Genomic DNA, 17,107 nt, shown 5'->3' on the forward strand with positions numbered 1-17,107 from the left:
GCTACGGGCGTGGAGCATTGCCTGACGTGTGTGCCGGCCGCGCCACGTGCGCCGGTCGGGCGTCGCGGCCCAGGAGGCATTCCTCCAGGAATCCGCACACCCGCAGGTGATCGGTGCGGGCCGCCCAGCCGAGGCTGATGTTGTGGCCCGCGTCGGGCTGACGGTCCACGCGTACCGGGGCTGATACGAACGGCCGGGTCAGGGCGGCCACCGCCGCCTCGTCGTGCCGCCACCACTGTTCCTGCTCGGCGAACGTGAAGCGCACGGGGACCCTGACCCGTGCGGCCAGCTCGGGATACAGCGTCGGCCACGACGGGCCCTGCGCCGCCTCGATCTCGGGGACCGGTGAGAGGAGTGCCTGCCCGAGCCGGAAGGGGTCCGGCGGGTAGAGGCGCAGGGCACCCCAGTGCTTGCGCCACTCGCCCCGGCCGCCGGGTCCCGGGAGCTGGTGCGGGTCTACGGCGAGACGGTTGCCGAGGCCGGAGATGTCCATGCCGATCAGCGTGTCGCCGAGGGTGTCGGCGGCCGCCATCGCGAGTTTGCCTCCGTAGCTGTGGGCGACGAGGAACAGGCCGGCCCCGGTGGCGTGCCGGGCCGCGAAGTCGGCCAGCGCGGCGCTCAGGACGCGGGCGGCGTCCGTGAGGGCCAGGCCGTGGGGCAGCCGTGCCGCGGAGAGACCGTAGCCGGGGCGGTCGACGGCGAGCACCGTGTAGCCGAGGCGGGCTCCCAGCGTGAGGAGGGACAGGCCGGGGCGGGCGCGGTTGTCGAAGTAGCCGGCGCGCATGCCCGCGCCGTGCAGGGCGACGAGGACCGCGCGCCGGTTCTGTTTGCCTGCGCAGCCGTGCTTCACGGCGAGGTGGAACGTGAAGGAGTCACTGCTTTGCCGGAACATGTGGCAGTTCTGGTGGAAGATCTTGCGCAGGGCCAGGAGGGTCGCCTTACGGGGGTCGGGCTCCAGGTCGGCGCGATGTCCCGGGGTGTTCTGTCCACACTGGCCAGGTCGTACATCATTTCCGCGAGGTACGCCGTCAGCCCCTCCGGGCTTTCTTTCCCCAACCCCCGCTGGAAAAAGTTAGGTTGACTGCGGGTATTTGTGGCTCAGCCACGCCTTCCGGCTGTTTCGGCGACGCCGGGGTGGGCCGGTTCGAGGAGTTGCACGAGCAGCGCGCGCAGCTCCTCCTCGCCGCCGGGTCCGAGCAGGGCCGACACCTCGGCGGCGAGCTGGTCGACGGCCTCGGCGACCGCCTTGAGCTGGGTGTGCCCGAGTTCGGTCAGCTCCAGGGCGTGGCGGCGGCGGTCGTGCGGGTCGCGGCCGCGGTGGACCATCCCGCCGTCGACCAGCTCGTCCACCAGTTGGGAGGTCGCGGGTCCGGTGATGGCCAGTTCCTGGGCGAGCCGCTGCTGCGGGCAGGGGCCTGAGGCGGCGAGGATGGAGAGCGGCCCGTAGTGGCGGACCCGCAGTCCGGTCCCGGCGAGTTTCTCGTCGCCGAGCCGGCGCAGCCGGTGGTGGGCCTGCTCGACCAGGTGCTCGGTGCCCTGCACGAGGTCCTGGGTGCTCTGCGGGAGGAGCCGTGCGAGCAGGGTGTTGAGGCGGGTGACCTGTTCGGGGCTGAGCGCGGCGGTGAGCCGGGCGTCCCGCTCGGCGACGGCGCGGCGGCCCGCCTCTACGGCGGCGCGGCCCTCGTCGGTGAGGGAGAGGATGTACTGACGGCGGTTGTCCGGGTTACGGGTGCGGAGCACCTGGTGCCGCGCCTCCAGACGGTCGATGACGCCGACCATGATGGTGCGGTTGATGCCGAGCCGCTCGGCCAGGTCGAGCTGCGAGACCCAGTCGCCGCCGGTCAGCGCGTCCAGGACGAGGAAGTCCCGGGAGTCGTCCTCGGGGCCGTCGGCGAAGGTGGTGAACTGCGCGAAGACCCGGCGCAGGAGGTAGCCGATGAACCCGGTGAGCGCTTCGGGCAGAACCCCGGCGACCTCGGCCGTGGCCTCCGCCTCCGACTCGGATCCCCGCATCGCGCCGCGCTCGCCTCCCACGATCGTCATCTCCCCTCCGAAACCGGAAACCGAGTATACGGCGGACGGGGGCTACGGGACCTGGGCCGGGGGCCCTGCGGAACCGGGGCCGGGGGTCGTACGGGACCGGGGCCGGACGGGGGCACGGGCCCTGCGGGACAGGGGGCAGGATCGGGCGCCCGGCCCCATCGGGCCAGTCCCGGGATCGGACCCCCGGCCCCATCGGACCCATCCCGGGATCGGGCCCCCGGCCGCGCCGGACAAGGCCCGGAGCGGCGGGCGCACGACCCCCGCAGGTTCGGCCCGGGATCAGGCACTCGGCCCCGCGAGGCCGGGCCAGGATCACCGGGCTTACGGCCGGCCTCGGCCCGCCGTGAGCCACTGTTCAAGGAGCTCCACGCGGGACGCGTCGGACCGGACTCGGACCACGCGCACGATCCTGCCGGACCTGAACCGGGCCAGGCACACGAGCCCAGCCGAACCAGGACCCGGATCACCGGGCCGGTGCCCGCCGAGGCCCACCGTGAGCCACTGTTCAGGAAGGCACACACGGAACGCGCACGACCGGACCCGCACAAGCGCACCGGCCAGGCGGGGCCAAACCCGGCTCACAGGCCCCGGCCCGTCGGAGCCCGCCACGCACCACCGTTCGGGGAGGCGCACACGGAACGCGTCCATTTAGGCCCGCTCCTAGCGCACGAGCCCGCCGGACCGGACCCGGATCACCCGACCGCGGCCCGCCGCCGTTCCTACCCTTCGGAAAACTGCACACCGGACACGCCCGACTGGCCCCAGATCCAACGCACCAGCCCCGCCAGACCGCACCCGGAACACCAACCCCAGCCCACCGAAGCCCACCCCCGCGCACGCCGCACGCCTGACCCCGCCCGGAGGGGGGAAGGCCCGGGCGGGGCGGAGGGGGGACCGGTGGCGGCCTGTGTCAGGGGCGCGTCGGTTCGTCAGTGGGGCTGGGGGTGTGGTGCCGTGGTTCTGATGGTGCTCAGGGTCACGATCAGGGCGATCAGGTAGATGCCGCCGCCGATGAGGAGGCCGTACGCGTAGCCCGCGGTGAGCGCCTCGGCGCGGTCGCCGGGCAGGTTGTGGTCGGTGATGACGGAGGCCGTCGCGGCGAGGACGGCGAGGCCCACCGCGCCGCCGATCTGCTGGCTGGTGTTGATGAGCCCGGCCGCGATGCCCGTGTCCTCCGGGGAGACGCCGCGCACGCTGATGACGGTGACCGTGACGAAGACCAGGCCGAGCCCGAACCCGCAGACCAGTTGGGCGGGCAGCAGGACGGCGAAGGCGTTCTGGCCGGGCGCGAGGAAGCTGAGCCAGACCATGCCCGCGACGCCGATGACCAGTCCGGTGGCGATCACCGAACGTTCGGGCACCTTGGCCAGCAACTGCGGTCCGACACCACCCGCCGCGAAGCCGATGCCGATGGCGAACGGGAGGTAGGCGAGGCCGGTGATCATCGGCTCGTAGCCCTTGACGATCTGCATGTAGAGGGTGAGGAAGTAGAACGTGGCGAACATGCCCGCCCCGACCAGGAACATCACCGCGTTCGCCCCGGCACGGCTCCGGTCGGCGAGGACCGAGCCCGGCAGCATCGGCGCCCGGCTGGCGCGCTGGATGACGACGAACGCGGCGATCAGTACGACCGCGACGGCCAGGGCGATCAGGGTGGTGCCGTCGTCGAGGCCCTTCTCGCCGGCCCGGTTGATGCCGTAGACGAGGGAGCCGAAGCCGAAGGTGGCGGTCAGCGCGCCGGGCACGTCGACCTTGCCGCGGTCCCGCTCGCCCTCCTTCAGGACGCCGGTGCCGATGAGGACCGCGACGGCGATCGGGATGTTGATGTACATCACCCAGCGCCAACTCAGGTATTCGGTCAGCGCCCCGCCGAGCAGCAGGCCGACGACGGAACCCAGCCCGCCCATCGCCCCGTAGACGCCGAGCGCCTTGTTGCGCGCCGGGCCCGCCGGGAAGGTGGAGGCCAGCAGGGAGAGCGCGGTCGGTGCCGCGATCGCCGCGCCGACGCCCTGGAGGACCCGGGCCGCGATCAGCGCCTCACCACTGCCCGCGAGGCCGCCGAACAGCGAGGCGAGGGTGAAGATCACGAGTCCGGCGCGGAACACCCGGCGGCGGCCGAAGAGGTCGCCGGCCCGGCCGCCGGCCAGCAGCAGACCGCCGAAGGCCAGCGCGTAGGCGGTGACGATCCAGCCGAGGCGGGCGTCGGAGAGACCGAGCGCGCTCTGCATGCTGGGCAGGGCGACGGCCACGATCGTGTTGTCGAGGACCAGCATGAGCTGGGCGGCGGCGATGACCGCGAGGGCGAGCCCGAGCCGCTCCCCGGACGGGGCCGACGCGGCGGCGCCCGGGGGTGTGCCGGGGCCCGGTGGAGCGGCTTCGGTTCTGTCCTGCGTCGACATGAACGTCTCCAGAGGGGGTTCGGGGAGGGGGTCAGCGTCCTGCGGCGTCCTTGACGGCCCAGATGTCCAGGTCCTCGTAGGCGGCACGCCACTCGGTCTCGTAGGCGGCGCGCAGCGGCGGCGGCAGCTTGCCGAGGATCACGGCGACCCGGGCGGCGTCGATGTCGTCCAGGAGCCACGGGAGGTAGCGGTTGGCGTCGCTGCCGATGCGGTCCTTCTGCTCGGCGCTGAACGCCCCCCACTGCTGCGGGCTCAGGGTCAGGTCCATGAGCGCGAGCGCCTCCCGCTCCTCGTGGTCGAGGTGGGCGCGGAGGTCGGTGCAGAGCGTGTCGACCAGGCCGCCGAGGCGTCCGGCGCCCGAGTCCCGGTCGGCGAGCGCGGCGTCGATGTCGGCCAACAGCGGGTCGATGACCGCGTGTTCGTCCTCCATCGCGTCGAGCAGCGCGATCTCGGAGTCGGCACCTCGGCCGGCCAGCGCCTCGTACATCACCGGCCACAGGGTGCGGTCCTCGGAGGTGTGGTGGGCGGTGAGGAACTTCTTGAACAGCTCCCAGCCGACCGCGGTGCTCAGCACGTGCCGAGGGTCCTCGTCCACCCGGGAGGTGATCCGTGCGATGCGCTCCAGTTCACGGCGGAGCGCGTCGTGGATGGCGAACATCATCGTCATGTCGAGGTTCTTGAAGTCGCCCATGTCCTCTTCCCTCCTGCACGTGTCCGGCTTGGAACGACAGTATCGTCAACCTGCCTAACTATCAAGCTACCAATCATCAGAGATCCAAGCTCTCTACGGCGCCGGACGCGCTCCCCCGGCCCGGGCGCCGACGGTGCCCTGCACGCCGTCCGGCCGCCACTCCCCGTCCACCGGCTCGCCGACCTGCCCTTCCTCCCCCTCCAGGGCCTCCTCGGGCATCCCCTTGCGAATGCGGTCGAGCGCCGGCGAGGTGGCCGCGGTGGTGATCAGCGCCATCAGGACGAGGATCGTGAACAGGTCCTGGCCGATCACGCCGAGGCCGAGGCCGACGTTCAGCACGATCAGCTCGGTCAGCCCGCGGCAGTTCATCAGCGCGCCGATCGACATCGCGTCCCGCCAGGACCGGCCGGCGAGCCGCGCCGCCCCGGTCCCGCCGCCCCACTTCGCCAGCACGGCCACCACGAGGACCGCACCGGCCCACAGCCACTGCACCGGGTCCGCGGCCAGCAGACCGACGTCCGCGCGCAGACCGGTGGTGACGAAGAACAGCGGAAGCAGCACCGGCACGGCGAAAGCCCGCAGCCGGGACGTCTGCACCTCGACGACCCGGCTGCCGCGCGGCGTCACCGCACCGAACAGGAAGGCCCCGAACAGCGCGTGCACACCGATCAGGTCCGTGGCCAGGGCGCTCAGGCACAGCCCGCTGAAGAGCAGCACCAGGACCATGCCGTCGGTGGACACCCGCTCGGCGCGGGCGGTCAGCCGGGCCAGCACGGGACGCACCACCGCGACCATGAAGAAGGCGAAGCCGACGGCGGACAGCGCGGTGGTGACCGCCTCCATCGGCGAGCCGGCCGACGACACGGCGACCACCGCCGCCAGCAGACACCAGGCGGTCACGTCGTCGAAGGCCGCGCAGGCCAGCGCGAGCACGCCCACCGGCGTCCGGTACATGCCCCGGTCCACCAGGATCCGCGCCATCACCGGGAACGCGGTGATGCTCATGGCCACCGCGATGAACAGGACGAACGGCAGCCGCTCCACGCCCTCGGGCGCGAACGAGTCGTACATCCCGAGGGCCAGGAGCGTGCCGAGGCCCAGCGGCAGCGCGATGCTCGTCATCGAGACCGCCGCCGCCGTGCTGCTCTGCGCGCGCAGGGAGCCGATCCGCAGCTCCTGCCCGACGAGGAACATGAAGATGAGCAGCCCCAGGTTGCCGAGCAGGCCCAGGTACGGCAGACAGGACGCCGGCAGGAGCCACTCCTGCGCACCGGGCCACAGCCACCCCAGGAACGAGGGGCCGAGCAGCAGGCCGACGGCTATCTCGCCCACCACGGCCGGCTGGCCGGCACGGCGCACCAGGCGCGCGCCCAGCGCACAGAGAAGGATCACCGCCGGGACGGCGATCAGGAGATCGGGGAGGGGATCGGTCGCGGCGGCAGCGGCAGCGGCGATGGCCATCGGTACTCCAGAGGGAATTCGGGGGCTCGGGGGTCTCAGTGGGGTGCGCGATGTGGTGGGCGGGACATGGCTGCCCGGCGGGGGGGCGCGGCGGAGCGTGGCGGGGCGGGGGCGCGACGGGGGTCTCAGACGCCGTACGGGCGTACGGACTTGGCGTCGCGCAGGGCCAGCGCCCACCAGAGCAGTTGGTCGAGCATGAGCTTGGCCGCGGCCTCGGCGCCCTCGGGCTCGGCGGGGAACCGGCCCTGGGCGTCGTAGTGTTCGAGCACGCGCGGGAAGAGCACCGCGTCCTTCATGCCGACCGCGTGGAACTCGGCGTAGATCTGCCGCAGATGCTCCACCGCGCGCACTCCCCCGGTCAGCGACAGTCCGTAGCCGACGAAGCCGACGGGCTTGGCCTCCCACTCGGACTGGAAGCTGTCGATCAGGGTCTTGAGCGGGCCGGGGACACTGCGGTTGTACTCGGGGACGATCAGGACGAACGCGTCGGCGGCGGCCAGCCGGGGGCGCAGCGCCACCGCTACGGGGTGCAACGCAGCGAGGCTGCCGGGCAGTTCGTGGTCCGCCACGTCGACGGTGTCCAGGACCAGGTCGTCGCGGAGCGCGGCCAGCGCGGTGAACCAGCCGGAGACGTCCGGCGCCAGGCGGCCGTGGCGGGCCGAGGCGACGATAACCGTCACCTTGACCGGCGCGGGGGTGGGCACCGCCGTATGGGGTACCGCCGGGTGCGGCACCGCCGGGTGCCGCCGGGCCGCAGGGGAGTCCACGGGGGCCTCAGCCCGCCGCCGCGGAGCGCGCGGCGACGGGGGTGAGGGCGAGGAACTGGGTGGCGTCGACCCGGGAGAGAATCCGGCGGGTCAGCGCGGGCATCTTCGTCATACCGTCGTCGGTGAAGATCACCGGGTCGGTCACCTGGATCCGCCGGCCCCGCGTGGTGATCTCGCAACCCCCGGCGGCCAGCACGTTCTTGACCCAGTCGGACCCCGGGCCGTACGGCAGGGTGATGACGATGTCGTCGCCGCGGCGGAACAGCTTGACCGGGGTGCTGAAGGCGCGCCCGGACTTGCGGCCGCGGTGGTGGACCCTGCCGAAGCCGGGCATCCGGCTCAGCACGGGCCCCACGAAGTGGTTGGCGACCGCCTTGTTGAAGCGGGCGACGCGTCGGTTGATCGGCACAACTGCCTCCTCTTTCAACGCCGTTACGGGATGCCGAGTCGCGGCCGGAAAGGAAGGGGGAGGGCGGCTCCTCCACCTGGGAACCGCCCTCCCCCCATCGACCTTTCCGACGTCTCGTCAGGCGCCCTGCGGCGCACCGGACTTGGGTGCCAGCGGGCCGACCGGCCTGCCGCCGGACCTCAGGAAGCGCTCCAGCGTGAAGTTGTCCACGATCCCCCAGCGTTCGGCGATCCTGTCGCCCTCGAAACGGAACCAGATGATGGCCTGATGCTGGACCTGGAGACCGGTCGGCTGGATGCCGATGAAGGGGCCCGTGTGCTTGCCGTGCATCACCCAGCGGATCGCGGCCCGGTCGCCCTGCGAGATGAAGTCGAGGATCTCGTACTTGATCTCGCTGAACGCGGACTGCTGGATCCGGATCGTGTGCTTGAACGCCTCCGGACCCCGCATCGAGTCGTCGTGGCTGCCGTGGTTGCGGAAGTCCTCGGTGAGATAGCGGTCGGCGGCCGTGAGGTCACCGAGGTCCAGGCCCTCGTGGAAGACCTTCTCGACGACCTCGCGCTGCTGCTCGGGCGTGAGCGTGGTGGGCATGACGGATTCTCCTCTTGACTCGTGTGGCAACGGAAGGAGTTGATGGCGCCACTGAGGGAGTTGACGGCGCCACGACGACGTCTCAGTGGCGGGGATCGAGGGCCTCGACGCCGAGGCCTCATGAGCCTGGAGGGAGCGAACGTCGACCTCGGTCACGCCGCCGGGCGGCGACCCGGTGCTCCAGACGATCCGAAGCCGCAGCCGCGCGAAACGCCAGCCGTCCGCCGTACGCCGCGCGACGCCGGTGAACCGTCCGCCGATCTGGAAGTACGCGGAGGGGCGCGGCGGTTCGGGCGAGCCGAAGTGCACGTGCGAGGCGATCAGGCTCCAGCTCACCGCGGCGCGATCGCCGTCCGGCTCGATCGAGGCGAGGGAGCCGTGGTGGTGCGTACGGCTCCAGCGCTCCATGATCTCCCGCAGGAAACCGTCGGCGCCGGGCAGGCCGCGGTGACTGCCCACCGGGAAGAGGAGGTCCACGTCCTCGGTGAACAGGGAGACCGCCCACGCCTCGTCGAAACCGGAGCCGGTTCCCTCTGGGGTGAGTCCTTCGTCCAGGCCGGCGAGATAGCGGTCGATCAGGTTGTTCAAGGCAGCGATGTCGGTCAACCGAGCTACCGCAGCGACGAGTTCACCGAGGCGGCCTGCCTCCGGAGTCACGGTCACGGCACCCGATGCGCGTCGGTCTCGGCGTCCGTCGCATAGATCACCGTGTCATCGGGGCCGTGCACGACGGCCTTGCCCTTGCCGGTGAACTTGCCGTCGCCCTCCAGCCGGGCCTCGATGTCTATCTTGATGTAGGCGGCCCGGAAGCCGGTGGGGCTGATCTGGGTGACGTCGGTGTTGAAGTCCTCCCGCAGGAAGAACGTGAACGCCTCGTCACCGGCCCGGGTCCAGGAGCCGGCACCCGTGCTTTTCTGCGTGACGACGACGAGCGAACCGTCCTCGGCGAAGGTGACGGTGTACTCGTCCACCTCGCCGTCGTGGGTGACCGTGCCGGCCCAACGTCCGACGGGTGAACCGGGAGAATCAGGCATCGACCACACTTCCTCTGTCGGCTGCGGACAAAAAAGAATCCGCGTCCGGCGCGGGGCCGGACACGGATTCTGGAGAGAGCTGGGGCCGCCGTCACACCCCGCCCGGCCGCTCTGGAAGCGGTGGGGCCATCAGGGCGTGGAGCCGCCGGAAGAAGTGTGACACTCAATCTCCTGAACCGTCAACCCACTTATGTTGTACGGCTCCTGCGCTCCCTGAATTGCCGTCACCGCAGGTCAGCGGCGGCGCTGAGGCGGTCGATCGAGAGGTCCGTCGAGAGGCCGGTCGGAGAGGTCCGGCAAGAAGTCGGTCGGAGAGGTCCGGCGAGAAGTCGGTCGGGCCGTCATAAGTCCGGCGTCTGCCGTCCACCGGTCGGCATCGGCGCTTCGTCCTCCCTCAGGGCGAGCAGTTCGTCGAGATCGTACTCGGCGCGCTGCTTCCGCCCGTAGCGGGTGATCTTGCCCCGGGAGGCCCACTTGCGGATCGTCGCCTCGCTGACGCCCATGGCCAGTGCGGCCAACTCGGTGGAGACGGTACGGCGCTTCGGGTTCGGGGTCGTCACTGCGACCACCTCGCCCGCTGCCCCGCCACCATCAGCCACTGGCGAGGCGGAAGCACGTGCCCGGCGTCGCACGAGACCTGGCCGGGCGACCCGCCCGCGCCACGCGTCACGGCCAGCAGCGTGCCCGTGCACTCGGGCTCGACGCACTCCCCGAGCGGCATTCCGCGTACCGGGGCCGGACCGAACAACGCGCTCAGCCGCTGGAGCAGTTGGCGCACCTCCTCGTCGAACGACACCGCCGCGGGGTGGCCGGCGATCCAGTCCATCTCCTGGCAGAGGAAGGAGACCAGGGACGCGACGTCGCGGCCGCGCGGCCCCTTCGCGCCGCGCTCCTCGACGACCAGCCGCGCCCATGAGGCCAGTACGTCGGTGGTCTCCGTACGCATCTCGACGGTCCGTTCGTCGAGTTTCATGCCGACGGATCTGCTCCCGGCGACCCGTTCCCGCATCCGGGCCCGACTCGGGGTCAACGCGTGATCGCTCTCGCGGTACAGCCCGAGCAGGGTGAGCAGTTCTTTCCTCAGCCTCTCGACGCACGTCCGGCAGTGGCTCCCGCAGAGTGCCGCGCAGTCCCGGCCCATATGGCCGGCAGAAGGTTTGGGGCGCATGTGCATCTGACTCCTCGAATCCTTCCTGTGGTGTCCGTGCGTGACGGCCTCGGGGCACCCTTGGTGCCGTTGGTGCCGAGCAGGGGCCTGGGCCGGAGAACGGGACTCGGAGCGGGCCGGGAACGCGGGGCGTGGTCGGTCACTCCGGTCCGATGCGCTGATCCGTGACAGTGGTCGCCGCGCACCGTCCGGCGAGCGGGGAAACCCTGATCCGAACACGGAACCCGCCGTAGGGACGGCGGACGAGCAGCGTGCACACCCCCCAACGGCACCGCACCGGGCCGATTCGATCGTGCGCTTCCCCGGACGGAGGCCACGGCCGCTCCTGGTCCGGGAACAGCCGAAAAACAACCCCTGGGGGACTACTACTGGCCACCGGACCGTAGTGCCCGAAAGAAAACGGACGACTACGGGAGCATTTCTGTTCGCGTCGGAGCGTTCCGCGCGCCCTCGGCGCAGACACGGCGGCGCCATACACGAACTCACGGAGCCTGACAAGCAATTGGTCGAGCATCCGTCTAGCTCGGATTCTCCGGTTGTCGATCACGCATGGCCGGTCGGCGATCACGAGTGTTCGGAGTCCGGAATCCCGTGCCCGTTTCCCTGGCCGGAGGACGGAGACCCAGGCATACGCCGAGGGTCCGTCTCCCGCATTCGTCGTAGACGGGACCCCGGCAGGACAGGCCGGCCGAGCCGGGCGGGGCCGTATCCACGTATCGCGCGAATGCCGTGGCGACGGTCGCTGGAGGCGTGGGCGGGGCCGGGACCGGTGGGTCCGCGGGGCCGGCAGGACGTGACGTCCCTGCTCGCCGCGTTGTCCACGCGGCTCAGGGACGCGAACGGCACCTTCGTCACCTACGACGGCGAGGTGGCCGGAGGCATGATGAACGCTTGCCGACCTCATATCCCAGGTCGCGGCCGCCGTGACCCGCGAGGCGCAGGAGGCGGGACCCATGCGCCAGTGGGAGGACCTGCGGGGCACGACCGGTTTCCTGGACTGGGCCGCCGAACTCACCGTGGACATCGACGGCATCAAGGACGACGCGAACCACGCCCACGACCAGGCCAGTGCGGCGTACCACCGCGCCAAGACGGTGGAGGGCGAGGCACGGGACGCGTGCACGACGGCGCTGGACGCCGCCTACAAGGCCCTCCCCGACTTCCGCGGCGGTGACTTCGTCGACGCCAAGAGCCTGATCGACGCCATCCCCGCGCTGCGGGCGGAGGCCGCCGAGGCCGCCCGGGATCCGCTCACGCATCTCCCCGGTAGCGGGTCCAAGGCGGAGTTCACCAAGGCGGTCGGGAAGGATGACGTGTCGGCGTCGCTCGCGGACATCCGGATGTGCCTGACCGGGCTGCCGGAGGCCACCGACGCCTACTGGGCCGTACCGAGGAGCGCCGAGGAGCGCGGCGAGTGGATCGCGGCGAACAAGGAGATCATCATCGCGGCGGCGGAACGTTCCGGCCTGCCGCCCGACATGGTCGCGGGCATCGCCTGGCAGGAGGTGGGCGGCCAGTAGGGCTGGATGGACGACGGTGTCGACACCCTCCGCAGTCTCGCCGAGGACGGCTGGCTGCCCGACACCCCGGAGAACCTGCCCTCGCGGCTGGGCGGTTCGCCCGACGAGACACCCTTCGGCCCCATCGCCATCCAGGTGCGACGGGCCGCGGAGGTCCTGGGGTACGACCCGGCGAACCTCACGGACGGACAGCGGGACACCATCGAGGCCGCGCTCCAGGACCCCGGGCAGAACATCTTCATCGCCTCCGAGTACCTGGCCATGCTCAAGGAGGAGAGCGGCTTCGCCGACGTACCGGCGGACCAGATGACGCGCGAACAACGCCAGGAACTCCCCGCCCGCTACAGCGGCGGCCCCTACTGACAGGATGACAAGGCTCAGGGCTACGGCCGTGGCTTCGACAGAAACCTGGACGACGCGAGGAGCGCCCTGAAGTGACCGCCCTGCCACGAGGCCCGTGGGGCGTTGACGATCCACCCCCAAGGCACCTGGGACGAATCGACCCTGACGGCCATCGAGTTCACGTCGGCCCTCCTGATCACCCTCGCCACCCTCACATTCATCGTCGCCCTCTTCCCCATACGCCGCCACACCCTGAGCCGCTGGTGGCTGACACCGGCCGTCCTGTTCCTGGCGGTGGGTGCGGCTCGCTGGGCGTACATCGTGCAGGCGTATCCGCGGGGTGGGGGGAGTTGAGGGGGCCGCCGCCTTCATCCCGCCCCCGTCCTGAGCGGGGTAAAGCTCCGCCTCTCATCAAGGAGGGCCCGACTCGGGAGGTACCCCGGCTGCCGACCGGGCTTCTACACGGCAGCTTCGAGTATCCCTGCGAGCCCTCCCCCTCTGAATCAACCTCTCAGCACTCTTGACCCTCACGTGGCGTGAGGCCGCACCCTCGTTGTCATGGAGGATCACTGGACAGTGGGACGCGTGGCCGAGCTGGCCGGAGTGAGCGTGCGCACGTTGCATCACTACGACGAGATCGGACTCGTGTGTCCGTCGGCGCGGACCCCGGCCGGCTACCGGGCCTACTCGGCCGACGACGTGGAGCGGCTCAGGGAGGTACTCGCCTACCGGCGACTCGGCTTCGGGCTGCGGGAGGTGGCACAACTGGTGGGCGACCCGTCCACCGACGCGGTGGCGCACCTGCGCCGGCTGCGCGGCCTGCTGCTGGAACGACGTCACCGCACCGACGCCATGGTGACGGCCATCGACAGGGAACTCGACGCACGGGCCAGGGGGTTGAAGGTGACACCGCAGGAGCAACTGGAAATGCTCGGGGCCAGGCTGTACGACACGATCGGCGGCGCCTACACCGCCACGCGGCGCACCGACCCACACATTGCCGCACAGATCATGGACGCGCTCGGCGACGCACAGACAGTCCTGAACGTCGGCGCCGGCACCGGTTCCTACGAGCCCACGGACCGCGAGGTGACCGCCGTTGAACCCTCGGCAGTCATGCGGGCGCAGCGACCTGCCGACGCCGCGCCGTGTGTGGCCGCCGCCGCGGAGAGCCTGCCGTTCGAGGACCACTCCTTCGACGTCGCGATGGCCGTCTCCACCGTCCACCACTGGGAGGACCCGATCGCGGGGCTGCGCGAGATGAGGCGCGTGGCCCGGCGCACGGTGGTGCTCACCTTCGACACCGACGAGCCCGAATGGCGGGACCGGTTCTGGCTCACCCGCGACTACTTGCCCGAGTTCGCCGCCGTCCTCGCCGACTTCCCCTCGCTCGCCGCGATGTCCGACGCGATCGGCGCCCGCGCCGAGCCGGTGCCGATCCCGTGGGACTGCGCGGACGGCCTGTTCGAGGCGTACTGGCGTCGACCGAGCGCGTATCTACAGGACCATGTGCGCCGCGCGATGTCCGTGTGGGCGCGCGTCGGAACCCAGGCCGAGCAACGGGCGGTGCACAACCTCACCGCCGACCTCGACTCCGGCCGCTGGGCCGAGCGTAACGGCGACCTCACCCACCTCGACACAGCGGATCTCGGCCTGCGTCTACTGATCGCCTGACCGGACACCGGTCACGGTCACGGTCACGGTCACCGATCCTGCATTCGCCCTCCATACACAGGTCACGTGCTTGAGCAGTGGGAAGTTCCCTGGTCTTCGCAACGGGGCTGAACACCAGAAGAAGCCACGTGAAGGCCAGCGGAACCGTCATGACCCACATCGTCGGGCGAATACCGATGACTGACCCGAGCACCCCTCCGAGGGCAGATCCGACGGCGATGGCGCCTTGGTTGGCGGCCATGGCGGCGGACGAGACGCGCCCCAGCAGGTACGTAGGGCAGTAGCTCTGGCGAAATGTGCCGACCACGACATTGCCCACAGCGACGCCCACACCGAGGAGAAGCGCACCGGTACCGAACAACAGCAGGCCGACCCTGGGCGTGGTCAGCGGCAGCAGGAGGGCGAAGGGGCACGCCAGCGCCTGCGTGAACACCAAGGCGCGCCCTGTGCCCAAGCCTCGGCACAGCCATGTGGCCATCAGGGCGCCCAGAGTCCCTCCGAGACTGGCGCACATGACCAGCAGACCAACCGCACCGGTACTGACGTCGATGGTGCGGACCAGGAAGATGACCTGAACCGCCTGGTAGCCCATCAGCAGGAAGTTGAGTGTGGCGCCGTAGATCACGATGGGCCGCAGGTAGGGATCACGCCTGAGGAAACGCAGGCCCACCGCGATCTCCCCCACGAGATGCTTGGCCGCACGTGTCTGACGTGGGGGCCTCTCCTCCGGCGTCCGGATGCCGAGCAAGCACACGGTGGAAAGGAGGAAAGTCAGTGCGTCCAACAACAATCCGACCGCAACGCCAAGGACTTCAGCGACGAAGCCGGCCACGCTTCTGCCCAGCACACGCGTTCCGGCCTCACTGACCTGTAGCTTCGCGTTCCCGTCGGCGAGGTCTTCCCTCGGCAGGACGGTCGGCACGTATGCGTGGCAGGCCGTGTTGAAGAACACCGCTGAGGTGCCGCAGGCCAGCGCTGTGACGAACAGGTGAGTGATCGTCAGCCACTCCAGCCAGTCCGCGATGGGCACGCTGACATACATTGCCGCGGACACCAGGTTGCAGACGATCATGACGCGGCGCTTCGGCAGCCTGTCGACCCAGGCTCCGGCGGGCAATCCGACGAGCAGCCACGGGAGCCACACCGCGGCCGCAAGGAGTCCTACCTCCAAGGAGCTGGCCCGCAATGCCAGTACGGCCACGAGAGGCAGCGCGATCGTGGTGATCCCGTTGCCCAGACCGCTCGCCGTCTCACCGATCCACAGCAGGCGAAAGTCCCGCTGCGTCAGCGCTCCCCATCGACTCCTCTTCCCAGGCACAGCCGTCCCCTCCCCCACTCGGGGCAGAGCTACCCAGGCCAGGGAGAGAAGGCCCGCACCGTCAGTGAGGGATCAGTTGGGAGATCAGCGCCCTGACGCGACTCTCGATCTCGTCGCGGATGGGGCGTACGGCCTCGACCCCCTGCCCGGCCGGGTCGTCGAGCTGCCAGTCGAGGTACCGCTTGCCCGGGAACACCGGGCATGTGTCCCCGCACCCCATGGTGATGACCACGTCGGATGCCTGGACCGCCTCGACCGTGAGGATCTTCGGAGTCTCGGCGGTGATGTCGATGCCCACCTCCTTCATGGCCTCTACGACAGCCGAGTTGACGCTGTCCGCGGGCGCCGAGCCGGCCGAGCGGACCTCGACGCGGTCGCCGGCGAGGTGGGTGAGGAAGGCGGCGGCCATCTGGGAGCGGCCGGCGTTGTGGACGCAGACGAACAGCACCGAGGGACGCGAAGCGGCGGGAGAACTACTCATGATCAACGGCCTTCTCGGGAGTACGGATCGGTGAGGGGACGGCAGGTGACGGTTCACCGACCGGGACCGGAGCAGCACGGCCGTAGATCACAGCGACGGCTCCCAGCCCGAGCACGGCTCCCAGCACCTGGGCCGCGATGAACGGGGCGACGGATGCGGGGGCGATGCCGGCGAACGTGTCGGTGAACGCCCGGCCGATGGTCACCGCCGGATTCGCGAAGGACGTGGACGAGGTGAACCAGTACGCGGCCCCGATGTAGGCGGCCACCGCGACGGGGGCGAGCGCGGCGCGGCCGGTCCGGGCAAGGCCGAAGATCAGGAGGATCAGCCCTGCCGTGGCGACGACCTCGCCCAGGAGCAGGTGGTTCGCGGACCGGTCGTGGGTGGAGAGCCTGACCAGCGGCTCGGCGAACATCGCATCGGCCAGCACCGCACCGCCGATCGCACCCGCGGTCTGGGCGGGCACGTACGCGGCGACGTCCCGCAGGGCCAGGCCGCCGTACGGATCGCGGCGGCCGTTGAACCAGGCAGCGAGCGTCACGACCGGGTTGAAGTGCGCACCGGACACGGGCCCAAGCAGCAGGATGAGCACGCCCAGGCCGAAGACCGTGGCGAGGGAGTTGGCGAGGAGTTGCACGCCGGTGTCGTGGGTCAACTCGGTGGCTTGGATTCCGGAGCCGACCACGACCGCCACCAGCAGTGCGGTGCCGATCGCCTCGGCGGCGGCGCGACGGCCGAGGGTGGAGTTCACGCGTCGGCTCTGGCGGGCTGCGTGGAGGTGGTCAGGAACGCGGCAAGTCGGTCGAGTACGCCGGGCAGCACCCAGTAGTAGACCCAGGTGCCGCGGCGCTCGCAGTCGATCAGCCCTGCCTGGCGCAGAAGCTTGAGGTGGTGGGAGATCGTCGGCTGGGACAGTTCGAAGGCAGGCGTCAGCTCGCACACGCACACCTCACCGCCCGGGCCACGCGAGGCGATCATCGACATCAGCCGCAGCCGGACCGGGTCGCCCAGGGCCTTGAAGACCTTCGCGAGGTCGGCGGCCTGGGTCTCGTCCAGGGGCGCGGCGGACAGGCCGGGGCAGCAGGCGGTGTCCTGGCCGATCACCTCGAGCTCTTGTTTCGGCATGCCTCTATGTTGACGTTTTTCGAATCAAGGCGCAAGGTTGCATCGATGGATGTCGATGCAGGCCGCCGTTCCGGAGGCCCGCCG

At 70.6% G+C, this 17,107-nt stretch carries 19 protein-coding genes; 4 read left to right on the plus strand and 15 right to left on the minus strand.

Annotated features, from left to right (window positions below; genetic code table 11):
* Nucleotide 1: 1 nt before the first annotated feature.
* The 11 genes from G6W55_RS15780 to G6W55_RS15835 all read right to left on the minus strand — a co-directional run bounded on the left by G6W55_RS15780 (nucleotide 2) and on the right by G6W55_RS15835 (nucleotide 10,368).
* Nucleotides 2-892: an alpha/beta fold hydrolase gene (locus tag G6W55_RS15780; protein WP_175521589.1), complete on the minus strand. Its 891-nt coding sequence runs from the start codon at nucleotides 890-892 to the stop codon at nucleotides 2-4.
* A 206-nt stretch (nucleotides 893-1,098) separates the two neighbouring features.
* Nucleotides 1,099-2,043, minus strand: a complete 945-nt coding sequence (locus G6W55_RS15785; protein ID WP_175521474.1) for a MarR family winged helix-turn-helix transcriptional regulator — start codon at nucleotides 2,041-2,043, stop codon at nucleotides 1,099-1,101.
* 929 nt (nucleotides 2,044-2,972) lie between these two features.
* Nucleotides 2,973-4,442, minus strand: coding sequence for an MFS transporter (locus G6W55_RS15790; RefSeq protein ID WP_175521475.1), 1,470 nt, complete (start codon nucleotides 4,440-4,442; stop codon nucleotides 2,973-2,975).
* Between the two features lie 31 nt (nucleotides 4,443-4,473).
* Nucleotides 4,474-5,133 carry a hemerythrin domain-containing protein gene (locus G6W55_RS15795; protein ID WP_175521476.1) on the minus strand — a complete coding sequence of 220 codons (660 nt, stop codon included), beginning with the start codon at nucleotides 5,131-5,133 and terminating at the stop codon, nucleotides 4,474-4,476.
* A 93-nt stretch (nucleotides 5,134-5,226) separates the two neighbouring features.
* Entirely contained in the window at nucleotides 5,227-6,594 is a 1,368-nt protein-coding gene (locus G6W55_RS15800; protein WP_175521477.1) for a cation:proton antiporter, read from the minus strand.
* 125 nt (nucleotides 6,595-6,719) lie between these two features.
* Nucleotides 6,720-7,298, minus strand: a complete 579-nt coding sequence (locus tag G6W55_RS15805; RefSeq protein ID WP_175521478.1) for an NADPH-dependent FMN reductase — start codon at nucleotides 7,296-7,298, stop codon at nucleotides 6,720-6,722.
* A 70-nt stretch (nucleotides 7,299-7,368) separates the two neighbouring features.
* Complete coding sequence (locus G6W55_RS15810) at nucleotides 7,369-7,770, minus strand: nitroreductase family deazaflavin-dependent oxidoreductase (RefSeq protein WP_175521479.1); 402 nt, start codon at nucleotides 7,768-7,770, stop codon at nucleotides 7,369-7,371.
* Between the two features lie 117 nt (nucleotides 7,771-7,887).
* Entirely contained in the window at nucleotides 7,888-8,967 is a 1,080-nt protein-coding gene (locus tag G6W55_RS38695; protein WP_254876278.1) for an ester cyclase, read from the minus strand.
* A 53-nt stretch (nucleotides 8,968-9,020) separates the two neighbouring features.
* A complete protein-coding gene (locus tag G6W55_RS15825) occupies nucleotides 9,021-9,395 on the minus strand; it encodes a dehydrogenase (RefSeq protein WP_175521480.1) in 375 nt (124 codons plus the stop codon).
* A 341-nt stretch (nucleotides 9,396-9,736) separates the two neighbouring features.
* On the minus strand, nucleotides 9,737-9,955 hold the full coding sequence (locus tag G6W55_RS15830; RefSeq protein ID WP_175521481.1) for a transcriptional regulator: 219 nt from the start codon (nucleotides 9,953-9,955) through the stop codon (nucleotides 9,737-9,739).
* Nucleotides 9,952-10,368, minus strand: a complete 417-nt coding sequence (locus tag G6W55_RS15835; RefSeq protein WP_244368501.1) for a hypothetical protein — start codon at nucleotides 10,366-10,368, stop codon at nucleotides 9,952-9,954. Before G6W55_RS15835 ends, G6W55_RS15830 begins: the two co-directional genes overlap by 4 nt.
* A 1,148-nt stretch (nucleotides 10,369-11,516) precedes the next feature.
* Between G6W55_RS15835 and G6W55_RS15840 the strand changes: the two genes are divergently transcribed.
* From G6W55_RS15840 to G6W55_RS15855, 4 genes are all read left to right on the plus strand, one after another.
* On the plus strand, nucleotides 11,517-12,083 hold the full coding sequence (locus G6W55_RS15840) for a hypothetical protein (protein WP_175521483.1): 567 nt from the start codon (nucleotides 11,517-11,519) through the stop codon (nucleotides 12,081-12,083).
* 6 nt (nucleotides 12,084-12,089) lie between these two features.
* On the plus strand, nucleotides 12,090-12,446 hold the full coding sequence (locus G6W55_RS15845; RefSeq protein WP_175521484.1) for a hypothetical protein: 357 nt from the start codon (nucleotides 12,090-12,092) through the stop codon (nucleotides 12,444-12,446).
* Nucleotides 12,447-12,548: 102 nt separating this feature from the next.
* Nucleotides 12,549-12,779: a hypothetical protein gene (locus G6W55_RS15850; RefSeq protein WP_175521485.1), complete on the plus strand. Its 231-nt coding sequence runs from the start codon at nucleotides 12,549-12,551 to the stop codon at nucleotides 12,777-12,779.
* 204 nt (nucleotides 12,780-12,983) lie between these two features.
* Nucleotides 12,984-14,099 carry a MerR family transcriptional regulator gene (locus G6W55_RS15855; protein ID WP_217686985.1) on the plus strand — a complete coding sequence of 372 codons (1,116 nt, stop codon included), beginning with the start codon at nucleotides 12,984-12,986 and terminating at the stop codon, nucleotides 14,097-14,099.
* On the opposite strand, the gene G6W55_RS15860 is transcribed toward G6W55_RS15855, so the two are convergent.
* From G6W55_RS15860 to G6W55_RS15875, 4 genes are all read right to left on the minus strand, one after another.
* Complete coding sequence (locus G6W55_RS15860) at nucleotides 14,050-15,417, minus strand: MFS transporter (RefSeq protein WP_309243725.1); 1,368 nt, start codon at nucleotides 15,415-15,417, stop codon at nucleotides 14,050-14,052. The genes G6W55_RS15855 and G6W55_RS15860 overlap by 50 nt on opposite strands.
* Before the next feature lie 61 nt (nucleotides 15,418-15,478).
* A complete protein-coding gene (locus tag G6W55_RS15865) occupies nucleotides 15,479-15,898 on the minus strand; it encodes an arsenate reductase ArsC (RefSeq protein WP_175521487.1) in 420 nt (139 codons plus the stop codon).
* Complete coding sequence (locus G6W55_RS15870; RefSeq protein WP_175521488.1) at nucleotides 15,891-16,649, minus strand: MIP/aquaporin family protein; 759 nt, start codon at nucleotides 16,647-16,649, stop codon at nucleotides 15,891-15,893. The genes G6W55_RS15865 and G6W55_RS15870 overlap by 8 nt, the downstream gene beginning before the upstream one ends.
* Nucleotides 16,646-17,023 carry a helix-turn-helix transcriptional regulator gene (locus tag G6W55_RS15875; RefSeq protein ID WP_175521489.1) on the minus strand — a complete coding sequence of 126 codons (378 nt, stop codon included), beginning with the start codon at nucleotides 17,021-17,023 and terminating at the stop codon, nucleotides 16,646-16,648. Before G6W55_RS15875 ends, G6W55_RS15870 begins: the two co-directional genes overlap by 4 nt.
* Between the last annotated feature and the right edge of the window lie 84 nt (nucleotides 17,024-17,107).

The sequence above is a fragment of the Streptomyces sp. CAI-85 genome (genome assembly GCF_013363615.1).
In the GTDB taxonomy this organism is placed as follows: domain Bacteria; phylum Actinomycetota; class Actinomycetes; order Streptomycetales; family Streptomycetaceae; genus Streptomyces; species Streptomyces antibioticus_B.